Below are 14,347 nucleotides of genomic sequence, written 5' to 3' on the forward strand. Positions count from 1 at the left end.
GTGATTCGGGTTACTGAGGGCAGCCAACACCCCCGCAGCTTGAAGGATGAAGGATATTAGCTTGCGACGGCGATACGCTTCATATCCGTCATATACCCACGCAGCTTGTGACCCACAGCTTCGATTGGGTGATTGCGAATGGCTTCGTTAACATCACGCAGCTGCGCGTTATCAACGTTGGTGCCTGCAACAGATTTACCCAAATCGCCAGCTTGCAGCGTCGTCATGAACTCTTTCAGCAATGGCACTGCGGCGTTAGCGAACAGGTAGTTGCCGTACTCGGCGGTGTCAGAGATAACCACGTTCATTTCATACAGGCGTTTACGCGCGATGGTGTTCGCAATCAGCGGCAGCTCGTGCAGAGATTCGTAGTAAGCAGACTCTTCGATGATACCAGCAGCCACCATGGTTTCGAATGCCAGCTCAACGCCTGCTTTAACCATAGCGATCATCAGAACGCCGTTGTCGAAGTACTCTTGCTCAGCGATTTTGCCTTCAAACTGCGGTGCGTTTTCGAATGCCGTCGCGCCAGTCTCTTCACGCCAGGTCAGCAATTTCTTATCGTCGTTAGCCCAGTCAGCCATCATGCCGCTAGAGAATTCGCCGGAGATGATGTCGTCCATGTGCTTCTGGAACAGTGGAGCCATAATGCCTTTCAGCTGCTCAGACAGCGCGTAAGCACGCAGTTTAGCCGGGTTGGACAGACGGTCCATCATCAGCGTAATACCGCCTTGCTTCAGGGCTTCGGTCACGGTTTCCCAGCCGAATTGCAGCAGTTTTTCTGCGTAAGCTTCATCAACGCCGTCAGCGACTAATTTGTCGAAGCACAGCAGAGAACCGGCCTGCAACATGCCGCACAGAATGGTTTGCTCGCCCATCAGGTCAGATTTAACTTCCGCAACGAAAGAAGATTGCAGAACGCCCGCACGGTGACCGCCAGTTGCCGCAGCCCATGCTTTCGCAATAGCCATACCCTCGCCTTTCGGGTCGTTTTCTGGGTGAACGGCAATCAGAGTTGGAACGCCGAAACCGCGTTTGTACTCTTCACGCACTTCGGTACCCGGGCATTTTGGAGCAACCATCACGACGGTGATGTCTTTACGAATTTGCTCGCCAACTTCAACGATGTTGAAGCCGTGGGAGTAACCCAGAGTTGCGCCATCTTTCATCAGGGGCTGAACGGCTTTAACAACGGAGCTGTGCTGTTTGTCTGGCGTCAAGTTAATAACCAGGTCAGCCTGTGGGATCAGCTCTTCGTAAGTCCCTACTTTGAAGCCGTTTTCTGTCGCTTTACGCCATGATGCACGTTTTTCTGCGATAGCTTCAGCACGTAAGGTGTAAGAAACATCCAGACCGGAGTCACGCATGTTCAAACCTTGGTTAAGGCCCTGCGCGCCACAACCCACAATCACGACTTTTTTACCCTTCAGGTAGCTCGCTTCATCAGCGAATTCGTCGCGACCCATAAAGCGGCATTTGCCCAATTGTTCTAACTGCTGGCGCAGGTTCAAGGTGTTGAAATAGTTAGCCATCGTAATACTCCGTTCTTTCTCTGAGGATGTTGTTATGTGTGGTTCACCGGTTTTGGGTGAACGCGATGAAATTACTATATGTTATGTACTGTGTTGCTTAAATTGATATATTGAGAAGATGACGTTGCAGAATATGCAACATGCTGTTCCGACTCACATTGGGGAAACCGCGCATGGATCTTCGCGATCTCAAACTCTTTTTACATCTGGCCGAAAGCCGCCATTTTGGGCGTTCGTCCAAGGCAATGCATGTCAGCCCCTCGACCCTTTCTCGCCAGATTCAGCGCCTGGAGGAAGAGCTGGGCCAGCCGCTGTTTCAACGTGATAACCGCACGGTACAATTGACCAGCGCGGGGGAGCAGCTTCGAAACTTTGCTCAGCAGACGTTGTTGCAGTACCAGCAGCTGCGTCACTCGCTCGACCAGCACGGGCCCTCGTTGAGTGGCGAGTTGCGACTCTTTTGTTCCGTGACGGCGGCATATAGCCATCTGCCGCCTATCCTTGATCGATTCCGCGCCCAGCATCCGTTGGTAGAAATCAAACTCACCACCGGCGACGCCGCAGACGCGGTCGAGAAAGTGCAGTCTGCCGAAGCCGACTTGGGTATCGCCGGGCATCCAGAAAACCTGCCATCCAGCGTCGATTTCATCCAAATTGGCGAAATCCCGATGATCCTCATCGCCCCGTCATTACCCTGCGCGGTGCGAAATCAAACCAGCGAGCCTCATCCGGATTGGTCGCAAATCCCGTTTATCCTGCCGGAGCACGGCCCGGCGCGTAAGCGAATCGACATTTGGTTTAAACGTAATCGCCTGATAAACCCACTCATTTACGCCACAGTGTCCGGCCACGAAGCCATCGTCTCAATGGTTGCCCTCGGCTGCGGCATTGCCCTGCTGCCTGACGTAGTGCTAGAGAATAGCCCCGAACCGGTGAGAAACCGCATTACCGTGCTGGAAAATGTGACGCTTGGCTCACCCTTAGAGCTAGGCGTGTGCGTACAGAAGAAGCGTCTTAAGGAGCCGCTCATCGACGCCTTCTGGCAACTGTTATAAACCTGTTTTGCGACAGAAAAAGGACAAGTAAAAAGGGCCAAAAGGCCCTTTGATTTTCTAGCCCGCCAAGAAGAAACGGAAGGCCGGGTTTTCACTTTCGTTGTGGCAGTCATAGCCCAACGCGGAAAGATTTTTTTCAAACTCCGGCTCTTGCTCGGTCAGTTCAAAAGCGGCCAAAACGCGACCAAAATCTGTGCCGTGGCTGCGATAGTGGAACAGCGAAATATTCCAGTGCGTGCCTAAGGTTTGCAGGAATTTCAGCAACGCGCCCGGCGATTCCGGGAACTCGAAGCTGTAAAGCCTTTCGCGCAGAGGCTTGCTCGGGCGGCCGCCAACCATATAGCGGACGTGCAGTTTCGCCATTTCATCGTCGGAGAGATCAACGACCTGATACCCGCCGTGGTGCAGCTCGTCGATGATCTCTTTGCGTTCGACATTGCCACGCGTTAGGCGCACCCCCACAAAGATGCAAGCATCCTTGTCGTCGGCGTAGCGATAGTTGAACTCGGTGACCGAGCGCCCGCCGAGCAGCTGGCAGAACTTCAAGAAGCTGCCTTTTTGCTCAGGGATGGTCACGGCCAGCAAGGCTTCTCGCTGCTCGCCAAGCTCACAACGCTCTGAAACATAACGCAAACCATGGAAGTTCACGTTGGCGCCAGAAAGGACATGCGCCAGCCGTTCCCCCTGAATATTATGTTGTTGGACGTATTTCTTCAGCCCGGCCAAGGCCAGTGCGCCAGAAGGCTCGGCGATGGCGCGGACGTCTTCGAACAAATCTTTGACCGCGGCGCAAATCGCGTCGCTGTCGACGGTGATCACGTCGTCTAAATACTCGCGACACAGGCGGAAGGTTTCGTTGCCGATGCGCTTAACGGCCACGCCTTCAGCAAACAGCCCGACGCGCGCCAAGTCCACCGGCTCGCCAGCATCCAGCGCGGCGCGCAGGCAGGCGGAATCTTCAGCTTCGACACCAATCACCTGAATTTGCGGCATCAGCTGTTTAATCAGCACCGCCACGCCCGCCGCCAGACCGCCACCGCCAACAGGGACAAATACCCGGTCCAGATGAGCATCTTGCTGAAGCAGCTCCATCGCCAAGGTGCCCTGCCCGGCGATAACCGCCGGATGGTCGAATGGCGGGACGAAGGTCATGCCCTGCTGCTGAGAAAGCTCGACAGCTTTGGCCTTCGCTTCGTCAAAATTAGCGCCGTGCAGCAGCACTTCGCCGCCAAAATTGCGCACGGCATCCACTTTGATATCGGCGGTCGCCACTGGCATGACGATAAGGGATTTAATGCCTTTTTTGCTGGCCGAAAGCGCAACGCCCTGCGCGTGGTTGCCGGCCGAGGCCGTGATCACGCCGCGAGCAGCCTGCTCTTCAGTCAAGCTCGCTATCATCGAATAGGCACCGCGCAGCTTGAAACTGTGCACAGCCTGACGATCTTCGCGTTTAACCAGAATGGTGTTGTTCAGGCGGGAGGAGATTTTCTCCATCACCTGCAGTGGTGTGACCTGCGCCACTTCGTAAACCGGCGCGCGCAGTACGGCGCGGAGATACTCCGCGCCTCCCGGCTGGTCGGATAGGGGTTGTGATACCGCCATGACCGTTAGCCTCCCAGCTTACTCTTGTCACGCACTGCGCCTTTGTCGGCGCTGGTTGCCAGGCTGGCATAAGCGCGCAGCGCGAAGGAGACCACGCGCTCACGGCCGTGTGGAGTCCACGCCTGATCGCCACGGGCCAATTCAGCTTCATGGCGCGCAGCCAGTTCGGCGGCTGGAACATCCAGCACCATGCTGCGGTTTGGAATGTCGATATCAATCATGTCGCCATCTTTAACCAGCGCAATCAGACCGCCGCTGCCCGCTTCCGGAGAAACGTGGCCGATGGACAGACCTGAAGTACCCCCGGAGAAGCGACCGTCGGTGATCAGCGCACACTCTTTACCCAGACCCATCGATTTCAGATAAGTGGTTGGGTAAAGCATCTCTTGCATGCCCGGCCCGCCTTTCGGCCCTTCGTAGCGAATCACCACCACGTCGCCAGACACCACTTTGCCGCCGAGAATCGCTTCAACCGCCGTGTCCTGGCTTTCATACACTTTTGCCGGACCACGGAAGGTCAGGTTGGATTTATCCACGCCCGCCGTCTTAACGATACTGCCCGCCTCGGCCAGGTTGCCGTACAGCACGGCCAGTCCGCCGTCTTTGCTGAACGCGTGTTCCAGAGAACGGATACAGCCTTCCGCGCGGTCATCATCCAGCGTGTCCCAGCGGCAATCCTGCGAGAACGCTTGCGTGGTGCGAATGCCCGCCGGTCCTGCGCGGAACATTTTTTTCACCGCTTCGTCTTTGGTCAGCATGATGTCGTACTTATCCAAGGTCTCCGGCAGCGTCAGGCCGAGGATGTTTTTCACATCGCGATGCAGCAGGCCTGCGCGGTCCAGTTCGCCAAGAATAGCCAACACGCCGCCCGCGCGGTGAACGTCTTCCATATGGTATTTCTGGGTGCTTGGTGCCACTTTGCAAAGATGCGGGACTTTGCGGGACAGGCGATCGATGTCGGTCATGTCGAACTCTATCTCGCCTTCCTGCGCCGCAGCCAACAGGTGCAGAACGGTGTTAGTCGAGCCACCCATCGCGATATCCAGCGTCATGGCGTTTTCGAAGGCGGCTTTGCTGGCAATGCTGCGCGGCAAGGCTGTCTCATCGTCTTTTTCGTAATAACGTTTGGTCAGTTCAACAATGCGTTGACCGGCGGTCAGGAACAGCTCTTTACGATCAGCGTGGGTCGCCAACAGTGAACCGTTACCCGGCTGGGACAGGCCCAGAGCTTCGGTCAGACAGTTCATGGAGTTGGCGGTGAACATGCCGGAACAAGAGCCGCAGGTCGGACAGGCTGAACGTTCGATTTGCTCACTGTCGGCATCGCTGACGTTCGGGTTCGCACCCTGAATCATGGCGTCAACCAGATCGAGCTTGATGATTTTGTCGGAAAGCTTGGTTTTACCGGCTTCCATCGGGCCGCCGGAAACAAAGATAACCGGAATGTTAAGGCGCAGAGACGCCATTAGCATTCCCGGGGTGATTTTGTCGCAGTTGGAAATACACACCATGGCATCGGCGCAGTGCGCGTTAACCATGTATTCCACCGAGTCGGCAATCAACTCGCGCGAAGGCAGTGAATACAGCATGCCGCCATGACCCATGGCAATACCGTCATCAACGGCGATAGTGTTGAACTCTTTAGCAACACCGCCGGAGGCTTCGATTTGTTCGGCAACCAGTTTACCCAAGTCGCGCAGGTGCACGTGGCCCGGTACGAACTGGGTAAAGGAGTTTACAACGGCAATAATTGGCTTACCGAAATCGTCATCGGTCATGCCGGTGGCACGCCATAAAGCGCGGGCGCCAGCCATGTTACGGCCGTGAGTGGTGGTAGCGGAACGGTACTTAGGCATGCTCTATTCACTCCAAATCAAGTCAATGTGCAGGTGACGTGTTCGCCACCTGCCGTATTTCTTATTTACCCTAAATCCTTCGAGTTGCATCAGTGTGGCAACGCAATTGCGGGTAAAATTATTGTGGGTTGATTGGATCCAACCAGCCCCATTTGTCTTCGGTTTTGCCGGTGAACAGGCCGAAGAATGCATCCTGGATTTTTTTAGTCACTGGACCACGTTTGCCGATACCCACCTGGATACCGTCAACGCTGCGAACTGGGGTGATTTCAGCCGCGGTGCCTGACATGAAGACTTCATCAGCCAGATACAGAGATTCGCGAGACAGCACTTGCTCACGCACTTCCAGACCCATGTCTTTCGCCAGCTTGATGATGGCGTCACGGGTGATGCCCGGCAGTGCAGAAGAGGTGAATGGCGGCGTGAAGATAATGCCGTCTTTAACTTCAAACAGGTTTTCGCCCGCGCCTTCGGAAACATAACCGTGAACATCCAGCGCGATGCCTTCCTGATAGCCGTGGCGGCGAGCTTCGCTACCCACCAGCAGGGAAGAAAGATAGTTACCGCCCGCTTTCGCGGCAGTTGGGATGGTGTTAGCTGCTACGCGGTTCCATGAAGAAACCATCGCATCGATACCTTGCTCCAGGGCTTCTTCACCCAGATAGGCGCCCCAAGGGAACGCAGCGATGATCACATCAGTTTTGTAACCATCTGGCGGGTTTACACCCATGCCGACGTCGCCGATGAACACCAGCGGACGGATGTATGCGCTCACCAGTTTGTTGGTACGCAGGGTTTCGCGACAGGCTTCCATCAGCTCATCAACGCTTTGGCTGACTGGCATACGGTAGATCTTGGCTGAGTCACGCAGGCGCTGCATGTGTTCACGGTGACGGAACACCACTGGGCCTTTGTGGGAGTCGTAGCAACGAACGCCCTCAAAGACGGAGGTGCCGTAATGCAGTGCGTGTGACATTACGTGTACTTTCGCTTCCGCCCAAGGAACCATCTCGCCATTGAACCAAATGAAATCAGCTTTCTTCGTCATTCTCTCTTTCCTTAACTTACGCGTTGGCGCGTATTTGTTGTGATGTGTGCTGTTGGATCTCGACGCAGGCGACATCCATCAATTTGCGTAACTGTGAAGACAGTAAATCTACAGACCGCTGGCTGGCAACGGTCAATTCAATATTTATGTTTTCCGCATTTATCATAGGGGTCATATTCATCGCGCACACCTGAAAACCACGGTGGCGAACAACGCGTAAAACCCGTTCTAACATTTCAGGGCGGAAGCGAGCTTGAATTGAGACGTTATGCTGCATCATGACATTTTCTCCAACATATTTTCGTTGCCTGCGCCTGGCGGCACCAGTGGCCAGACGTTCTGGCTTTCGTCGATGGAAACCTGAAGCAAATAAGGACCTTCACTGTTGAAGAAAGCGTCCAGGGCGGCGTCGACTTGATCTTTACGGCTGATACGTTGGCCTGGGATATCAAACGCGCTGGCCAGCGTGACAAAATCGGGGTTATCAGAGAGGTTGGTTTCGCTATAACGTCCATCAAAGAACAGCTCCTGCCACTGTCGAACCATGCCTAAACGCTGGTTATCCAACAGCAGGATCTTTAACGGCAACTGTTTTCGCTTGATGGTGCCCAGCTCCTGAACGTTCATCATGAATGAGCCGTCGCCAGAAACGCAGATAACCATGTCGTTCGGGCGAGCAACCTGCGCGCCAACCGCCGCGGGGATACCGAAGCCCATGGTGCCCAAGCCACTGGAAGTGATGAAGTTTTCCGGGCGGCTGAACTGCATGTGCTGCGCCGTCCACATTTGATGCTGACCGACGTCGGTGGTGACGACGGTTTCCGCCGATTTGCGCTCGGAGATCTGCTTGAGCAACAGCGGCGCAAAGATGGCATCGCCCGGATGGTCGTAGCGAGGCTCGCCCTGCACTTTTAGCGTCATCACGCGATCGCGCCAGCTGTGGATAGACAGCGGCTGCTTCAAGGCGGGCAGCAAGGTTTTCAAATCGCCCTGCAATGCCACGTGGGCCTGACGCAATTTGTTCATCTCGGCAGGGTCGATATCCATATGGATAACGGCGGCGTGTGGCGCGAAGGTGTTTAATTTGCCGGTAACGCGGTCGTCGAAACGGGCGCCGACGGCGATCAGCAAGTCGCATTCTTGTACGGCAAGATTGGCGGCTTTGGTGCCATGCATACCTAACATGCCCAGATAGCACGGGTCGTTAGCATCTGGCGCGCCCAGGCCTTTAAGGGTGGCAACCGCAGGAATGCCGGTGGTGGCGATGAAATCACGCAGCGCCGGAACCGCCTGAGCGATGCCCACGCCGCCGCCAACGTACATCATCGGTTTTTGCGCGGCGGCAATCATATCGTAGGCCTGTTGCAGTTCGGCGATTGGATGCGCAAACTGCTCTTCAACCGGTATCAAGTGCGGCGGCAATTCGCCCATCGCCAGCTGGATATCTTTAGGAATATCAATCAGTACAGGCCCTGGACGGCCACTGGTTGCGATAGCAAACGCGTCAGCCATGATTTCCGGCAGAGCGTCCAGCGACTCAACTAAAAAGCTGTGTTTGGTGCAGGCGAGAGACAAGCCTAAAACATCGATTTCCTGAAAAGCATCAGTACCGATAAACGCCGAGCTAACCTGGCCGGTGATCGCCACCAGAGGAACGGAATCCATCAACGCGTCAGCCAGACCGGTGATTAAATTCGTTGCGCCAGGCCCGGAAGTGGCGATACACACGCCGACTTTCCCGGTTGAACGCGCGTAGCCAATGGCGGCCATGGCGGCGCCCTGCTCGTGTCGGCACAGTAGGTGTTCGACGCCACCGTCATACAATGCATCGTATACCGGCATAATTGCTCCGCCTGGGTAGCCGAAAACCATATCGACCCCCTGTGCGCGCAATGCTTGTACTACCCACTGTGCTCCGGTCATCGTTATTCTCCTGCCTTTTTGGGTTCTGCGCAGAATTTTATGCTGTTGCTCATTTTCTATTCTCGCCTCAATTTTGCTCTGACCAAAAAAAAACCCCGGACCTTTCGGTGCGGGGTTCTTTTCAGGTTCAGGCTTGTTTAATAAGCCTTTCTTCGTCCAAGTGCAGCCCCGCACGGTGGGATAATAATCACCACCACGCTAATCACGACTAGGCTAACTACTAGGAGAAGGGCTTTCATTTTTGGTTTCTTAAATTCTTCTTACGAACGATTGCCTACAGAGTTATCACAGTCAGTTGTGATATGACAACACTTTTCTTAGGTTATTACCTTTAGCCTGCTTACCATTAACTCAAAAATAGTTAATCAAATCAGGCATTCGTATGAACTTTCGCCCCAGATGATTTTATTTCACCAGAGAGCACTTTTCCGCGCGTATCACGTCCGAAGGAAACCAACACGGCAATGACGATGGCCACGGTTCCGGCCACAACGGCCATCGCTAAACCATAATTATGGTCGTTGCTTTCCGCAATGTAGGCCTGCAAGGTGGCGTTGACTGACGCCAGCAGATTACCCAGTTGGTAAACAAAGCCGGGCAAGACCGCGCGGGTGTTAGCTGGCACCAGTTCGGTAAGGTAACTCGGCACCACGCCCCACGCGCCCTGCACCATCAACTGCATCAAGAATGCGCCCAAACCGATGGTCCATACGCCACTGGAGAATGCCCATAACGGGATTACCGGAAGTGACAGTAAGGCCGCGATAATAATGGCTTTTTTTCGGCCAATTTTTTCGGAAAGTGAACCAAAGAAAATGCCGCCGATGATAGAAGCGATGGTGTAGCCAATCGCAATCAGGCTGACCGTGTGGGCATCAAATCCGTGCTGAATTTTCAGGAAGGACGGATAGAGATCCTGAGTTCCGTGGCTGAAGAAGTTGAAAGCGGCCATCAGCACCACCAGATAAACGCACAACTTCCAGTGAGATTTAAGCACTGGCAGCAAAGCCGTGCTCTCTTTGCGCTCTCTGGCGGCAAGCCATACCGGCGATTCCTGAACTTTAAACCAGATGAAGGGCAGCAGGAAAATCGGCACCGCGCCGATCACGAACATGCCTCTCCAGCCGACCACGTTCGAGAACAACCCGTAAACTACCGCGGCCAGCAGATAACCAAAGGGATAGCCCGCCTGGAAGACGCCCGACATAAATCCGCGAGAGCGATCCGGGATGGTTTCCATTGCCAGCGAAGAGGCCACGCCCCAAACACCGCCCATCGCCACGCCATAAATCACTCTTAATACTAAGAAAACGGTTAGCGAAGGCGCCGCCGCTGTGCAGAGTTCAAAGACTGAGAAGAAGGCAATATTGATCATCAATATCGGCTTACGACCATACTTCTCTGCCGCGCGTCCGAACAGCAATGCCCCTATCGGCCTCACTGCGAGGGTCAGCAAGATGGCAAGAGTCACCTCTTTGATATCCACGCTAAAAGCCGTAGCAATGTCGCTGAGTAAGAAGACGAGAATGAAGAAATCGAACGCGTCGAGCGTCCAACTTAAAAAACTGGCAATAGCGACATTACGCTGTCTGGAGGTCCAACCGAACATGGTGTGTTTCCTATCCCGGAAAAGTGTAGGGGGCGCTCATTGCTGTATCCGGAACAAATCAATGAGGCTGAAGCAATGTTAAACAAGAAAACGAAATGTTTATTTATTGTTAATATCCAATTAAATTAAACACTCTGATTCAAAAACCAGCAAGATTATTAGTTTGCTAATTTGTTTCCAGATAGCGCAAAGTGTTAACAGCTATTGCTCAATTTGCGATCCTCCTCGCACTCTCCCCCTGCAAGTTCACCCCTGAAAATTATGTTTTCGAGCTGTGCTGGAGAGTCAGTCATCGCCTAATTCTTCGCCAGTCGATTGCGACATACTGCGTCCTTCACATGGCTTTGACGCAGGGAGATGCTGATGGCATTAGCAGTTGTTCACACCCGAGCCTCGCTTGGCGTGCAGGCTCCGGGCGTTTCGGTTGAGGTTCATATCAGCAATGGTCTACCCGCCCTGACGCTCGTTGGGCTGCCAGAAACGACGGTGAAAGAAGCGCGGGATCGAGTTCGCAGCGCCATTATCAACTGCGGGTTTACCTTTCCTGCCAAGCGCATCACCGTCAATCTGGCTCCCGCCGATTTGCCTAAGGAGGGTGGCCGGTATGACTTATCCATCGCGCTAGCCATTCTCGTCGCTTCTGAGCAGCTTTCAGGGGATAAGTTGAATGAGTATGAGTTCGTGGGGGAGTTAGGCCTTTCAGGGGCGTTACGCGGCGTAAATGGCGCTATTCCTGCTGCCTTGGAAGCTCAAAAAGAGGGCCGACGGTTAATCCTCCCCCAAGATAATCGCCAAGAGATGTCTCTGCTGGAGACGGGCATCGCCAAAGTCGCCGATCATCTTCTGCAGGTCTGCGCGTTCTTACAGGGGGAAGCGGATTTGTGCGACATCGAACGCGTCGAAGCCCCTGATATCTATGCGAATCAGCCCGACCTTGCTGACATCATTGGGCAGGAGCAATCCAAGCGAGCCTTAGAAGTGGCCGCCGCCGGTGGCCATAACCTGTTGCTGATTGGCCCGCCGGGTACTGGGAAAACCATGCTGGCAAGCCGCCTGCCGGCACTGCTTCCCCCCTTAAGCAATCAAGAAACCTTGGAGACAGCGGCAATAGCCAGTCTGGTCTACAACCCAGAAGAGAATGGGAATTTCTCACGCAGCCGCCCTTTCCGCGCTCCCCACCATAGTACCTCCATGAGTGCTTTGGTCGGCGGAGGCTCTTTGCCCCGCCCTGGCGAGATTTCGTTGGCACACAATGGTGTTTTGTTTCTTGATGAACTGCCGGAGTTCGAACGCAAAGTGCTCGATGCGCTGCGACAGCCCATGGAGTCAGGCGAGATCACCATCTCCCGCGCCCGCGCTAAGGTGCGTTATCCCGCCAGAGCGCAGCTCATTGCCGCCATGAATCCTAGCCCTACAGGCCATTACCAAGGGGTACATAACCGTACTCCCCCCCAACAGGTACTTCGTTATCTCAGCAGACTTTCAGGCCCCTTTCTCGACCGTTTTGATTTATCGATTGAAGTGCCGCTACTGCCACCGGGCGTTTTGAGTTTGCAAAGCCAAAGGTTAGGCTCTCGCGCCAAAGAGAGCAGCGCACAGGTGCGTGAGCGAGTGATCGATGCCCGTGAGCGCCAGTTGGCCCGAGCAGGGAAAATCAATGCGCACATGAGTAGCAGTGAAGTAGAAAAATTTTGTGAGCTTAAAAAGGAAGATGCTGAATTTCTGGAAGGGGTGCTGCACAAGCTAGGATTATCGGTTCGGGCATGGCATCGCATTCTTAAAGTGGCGAGAACAATAGCCGATCTCAATAATCAGGCTATGATTGAGAAAGCCCATATCTCTGAAGCGCTAAGCTACAGATGTATGGATAGATTGCTGCTGAAGTTACACAAAAGCCTGGCATAAAAAAACGGGGCAAAGCCCCGTTTCATTAATCATCGCTTTCCGTGTAATCTTCCACGGCGTCAGCTTGCGGCTTACCGCCAGACAACGTGTGGAATTTCTTCGGGCGACGTGTGCGAGTAATGTATTTATTCCACACTTTTTCCGCTTCGGTTGCCGGATCACGGCTGCCGCGGCAGACCTCAAGAAAGAGCTTTTCTTCCTCGGTTGCAGGTTCGCGTTTTCCCAAGTCCAGCTCATTGAAAGCAAAGCCGTAACGTTCTAGCATTTGCGCTTCTTTAATGGTGAAATCGCCATGCCGGGAGAACCCGCGAGGGTAGTGTTTATTGTCAAAAAAACGATTTGTCGTGATGAAGCTTTCCGCCATCTGACACGCTCCTAATTCTCTCATGGTCGTGCTGTTATGGCGCGGAGTATTAGATAGGCTTGACAATGTGTAAAACAAAACATTTAAATCTTAACGACAAAAAATATTGGAGATAGTTTTGGATACGGAATTACTGAAAACCTTTTTGGAGGTGAGTAGAACGCGCCACTTTGGTAGAGCCGCTGAATCACTCTATTTGACGCAATCAGCAGTCAGTTTTCGCATCCGCCAACTGGAGACCCAGCTTGGGGCAAATTTATTCACACGCCATCGCAATAACATTCGCTTAACGCCCGCTGGCGAGCGTTTACTTCCGTATGCTGAAAACCTCATGTCCACCTGGCAAATGGCTAAAAAAGAGGTTGTACGCTCTCTACAGCACACAGAATTGTCTATCGGGGCTACGGCTTCGCTCTGGGAAGCCTATCTAACGCCTTGGTTGCAATCTCTTTATACCCAACGTGAAGCATTGCGCCTCGAAGCGCGCGTGGCACTTCGACACTCGCTGGTTAAGCAACTGCATGAAAGACAGCTAGATCTCCTCATCACCACAGAACCACCCAAGATGGATGAGCTTTCCAGCCAGCTGCTAGGTAATTTCTCGTTACGTCTTTTCGCTTCAGCCAAGCATGACAAGACCGAACATGCGCCGTACGTGCGTTTGGAATGGGGTGCAGATTTCACGCAACAAGAAAGCAAAATGCAGACCAATGAGCAGGAACCTGTCCTAACCACCACGTCAGCACACCTGACGCGCCAGTTGTTAGAGACTACCGGAGGCTGTGCTTATCTGCCGACACATTGGGCAAAAGAGTACCCACAATTGTCGCCTTACCATGAGATCCCTCCTGTTATTCGGCCTCTGTATGCCGTGTGGCTACAAAGCAGCGATCAGCAGGTGTTGATTCGTCAATTGCTCAAAACGCCTTTAATGACCCACCTGTGATGATTTAGCGCAGTACCTTTAAGCTCTCCCGTAAACGTTCAGTGCATCAATTTCAATAACTTTATTCGGCATCATTGGCGCAATTGAAAGCATTAAAGCGCCTTTAATTCCTTCACTTCGCCACTCTTTCATCCCTTCAAAATTGATCGAATATCCCACTCTGGGGATCCAGACAATCACCATATTTGAGGGTTTTCCATCCAAAGATTGGTTGAAACTACGTCATAAACTAAAAGATAAATGATGAAAAAGCCTGTCTCACATTCGGGTTGTGGCTATTCTGTGAGCAAAATAAGAAATGAGTGCGAGGAGATATTGGCAGGTTTAGCAGGTTTGTTTAAAGCATAAAAAAAAAGCCCTTCGCTTTCGCAAAGGGCCTTTATATGGCAGGGGCGGAGAGACTCGAACTCGCGACACCCGGTTTTGGAGACCGGTGCTCTACCAACTGAGCTACGCCCCTAGATTCTGCTTAACATTATGCCTGCTAAGATTAGCAGGCATAATTTA

At 53.4% G+C, this 14,347-nt stretch carries 13 protein-coding genes and 1 tRNA gene; 3 read left to right on the forward strand and 11 right to left on the reverse strand.

Annotated features, from left to right (window positions below; all coding sequences use genetic code 11):
• Positions 1-56: 56 nt before the first annotated feature.
• A complete protein-coding gene (ilvC, locus tag ACT3RR_RS19640) occupies positions 57-1,532 on the reverse strand; it encodes a ketol-acid reductoisomerase (protein ID WP_485903871.1) in 1,476 nt (491 codons plus the stop codon).
• A gap of 173 nt (positions 1,533-1,705) precedes the next feature.
• Here ilvC and ilvY point away from each other — a divergent pair, with 173 nt between their 5' ends.
• Positions 1,706-2,587, forward strand: a complete 882-nt coding sequence (gene ilvY / locus ACT3RR_RS19645) for an HTH-type transcriptional activator IlvY (RefSeq protein ID WP_353504359.1) — start codon at positions 1,706-1,708, stop codon at positions 2,585-2,587.
• Positions 2,588-2,644: 57 nt separating this feature from the next.
• Here ilvY and ilvA read toward each other — a convergent pair whose 3' ends face one another.
• The 7 genes from ilvA to ACT3RR_RS19680 all read right to left on the reverse strand — a co-directional run bounded on the left by ilvA (position 2,645) and on the right by ACT3RR_RS19680 (position 10,625).
• Positions 2,645-4,189, reverse strand: a complete 1,545-nt coding sequence (ilvA, locus tag ACT3RR_RS19650) for a threonine ammonia-lyase, biosynthetic (protein ID WP_353504358.1) — start codon at positions 4,187-4,189, stop codon at positions 2,645-2,647.
• Between the two features lie 5 nt (positions 4,190-4,194).
• Positions 4,195-6,045 carry a dihydroxy-acid dehydratase gene (ilvD, locus tag ACT3RR_RS19655; protein WP_353504357.1) on the reverse strand — a complete coding sequence of 617 codons (1,851 nt, stop codon included), beginning with the start codon at positions 6,043-6,045 and terminating at the stop codon, positions 4,195-4,197.
• A 118-nt stretch (positions 6,046-6,163) separates the two neighbouring features.
• Entirely contained in the window at positions 6,164-7,093 is a 930-nt protein-coding gene (locus tag ACT3RR_RS19660) for a branched-chain amino acid transaminase (RefSeq protein ID WP_034794715.1), read from the reverse strand.
• A 16-nt stretch (positions 7,094-7,109) separates the two neighbouring features.
• On the reverse strand, positions 7,110-7,373 hold the full coding sequence (gene ilvM, locus ACT3RR_RS19665) for an acetolactate synthase 2 small subunit (protein WP_034794713.1): 264 nt from the start codon (positions 7,371-7,373) through the stop codon (positions 7,110-7,112).
• Positions 7,370-9,016: an acetolactate synthase 2 catalytic subunit gene (gene ilvG, locus ACT3RR_RS19670; protein WP_485903868.1), complete on the reverse strand. Its 1,647-nt coding sequence runs from the start codon at positions 9,014-9,016 to the stop codon at positions 7,370-7,372. The genes ilvM and ilvG overlap by 4 nt, the downstream gene beginning before the upstream one ends.
• A 137-nt stretch (positions 9,017-9,153) precedes the next feature.
• Complete coding sequence (gene ilvL, locus ACT3RR_RS19675; RefSeq protein WP_015699153.1) at positions 9,154-9,255, reverse strand: ilv operon leader peptide; 102 nt, start codon at positions 9,253-9,255, stop codon at positions 9,154-9,156.
• 131 nt (positions 9,256-9,386) lie between these two features.
• The gene (locus ACT3RR_RS19680) at positions 9,387-10,625 is read right to left on the reverse strand and encodes an MFS transporter (RefSeq protein ID WP_353504355.1); all 1,239 of its coding nucleotides are present in this window, start codon (positions 10,623-10,625) and stop codon (positions 9,387-9,389) included.
• Between the two features lie 363 nt (positions 10,626-10,988).
• Between ACT3RR_RS19680 and ACT3RR_RS19685 the strand changes: the two genes are divergently transcribed.
• Positions 10,989-12,530: a YifB family Mg chelatase-like AAA ATPase gene (locus ACT3RR_RS19685; protein WP_485903865.1), complete on the forward strand. Its 1,542-nt coding sequence runs from the start codon at positions 10,989-10,991 to the stop codon at positions 12,528-12,530.
• Positions 12,531-12,555: 25 nt separating this feature from the next.
• Here the strand turns inward: ACT3RR_RS19685 and ACT3RR_RS19690 are convergent, their stop codons facing one another.
• Complete coding sequence (locus ACT3RR_RS19690; protein WP_034794706.1) at positions 12,556-12,894, reverse strand: MaoP family protein; 339 nt, start codon at positions 12,892-12,894, stop codon at positions 12,556-12,558.
• A 118-nt stretch (positions 12,895-13,012) separates the two neighbouring features.
• Between ACT3RR_RS19690 and hdfR the strand changes: the two genes are divergently transcribed.
• A complete protein-coding gene (hdfR, locus tag ACT3RR_RS19695) occupies positions 13,013-13,840 on the forward strand; it encodes an HTH-type transcriptional regulator HdfR (RefSeq protein WP_353504353.1) in 828 nt (275 codons plus the stop codon).
• An 18-nt stretch (positions 13,841-13,858) separates the two neighbouring features.
• Here hdfR and ACT3RR_RS19700 read toward each other — a convergent pair whose 3' ends face one another.
• Both ACT3RR_RS19700 and ACT3RR_RS19705 read right to left on the reverse strand, forming a co-directional pair.
• The gene (locus tag ACT3RR_RS19700; protein WP_496200957.1) at positions 13,859-14,023 is read right to left on the reverse strand and encodes a hypothetical protein; all 165 of its coding nucleotides are present in this window, start codon (positions 14,021-14,023) and stop codon (positions 13,859-13,861) included.
• 201 nt (positions 14,024-14,224) lie between these two features.
• Positions 14,225-14,300: transfer RNA gene (locus tag ACT3RR_RS19705), tRNA-Trp, on the reverse strand.
• Positions 14,301-14,347 lie beyond the last annotated feature (47 nt).

The sequence above is a fragment of the Ewingella sp. AOP8-B2-18 genome (assembly GCF_052376015.1).
Lineage (GTDB): Bacteria > Pseudomonadota > Gammaproteobacteria > Enterobacterales > Enterobacteriaceae > Ewingella > Ewingella allii.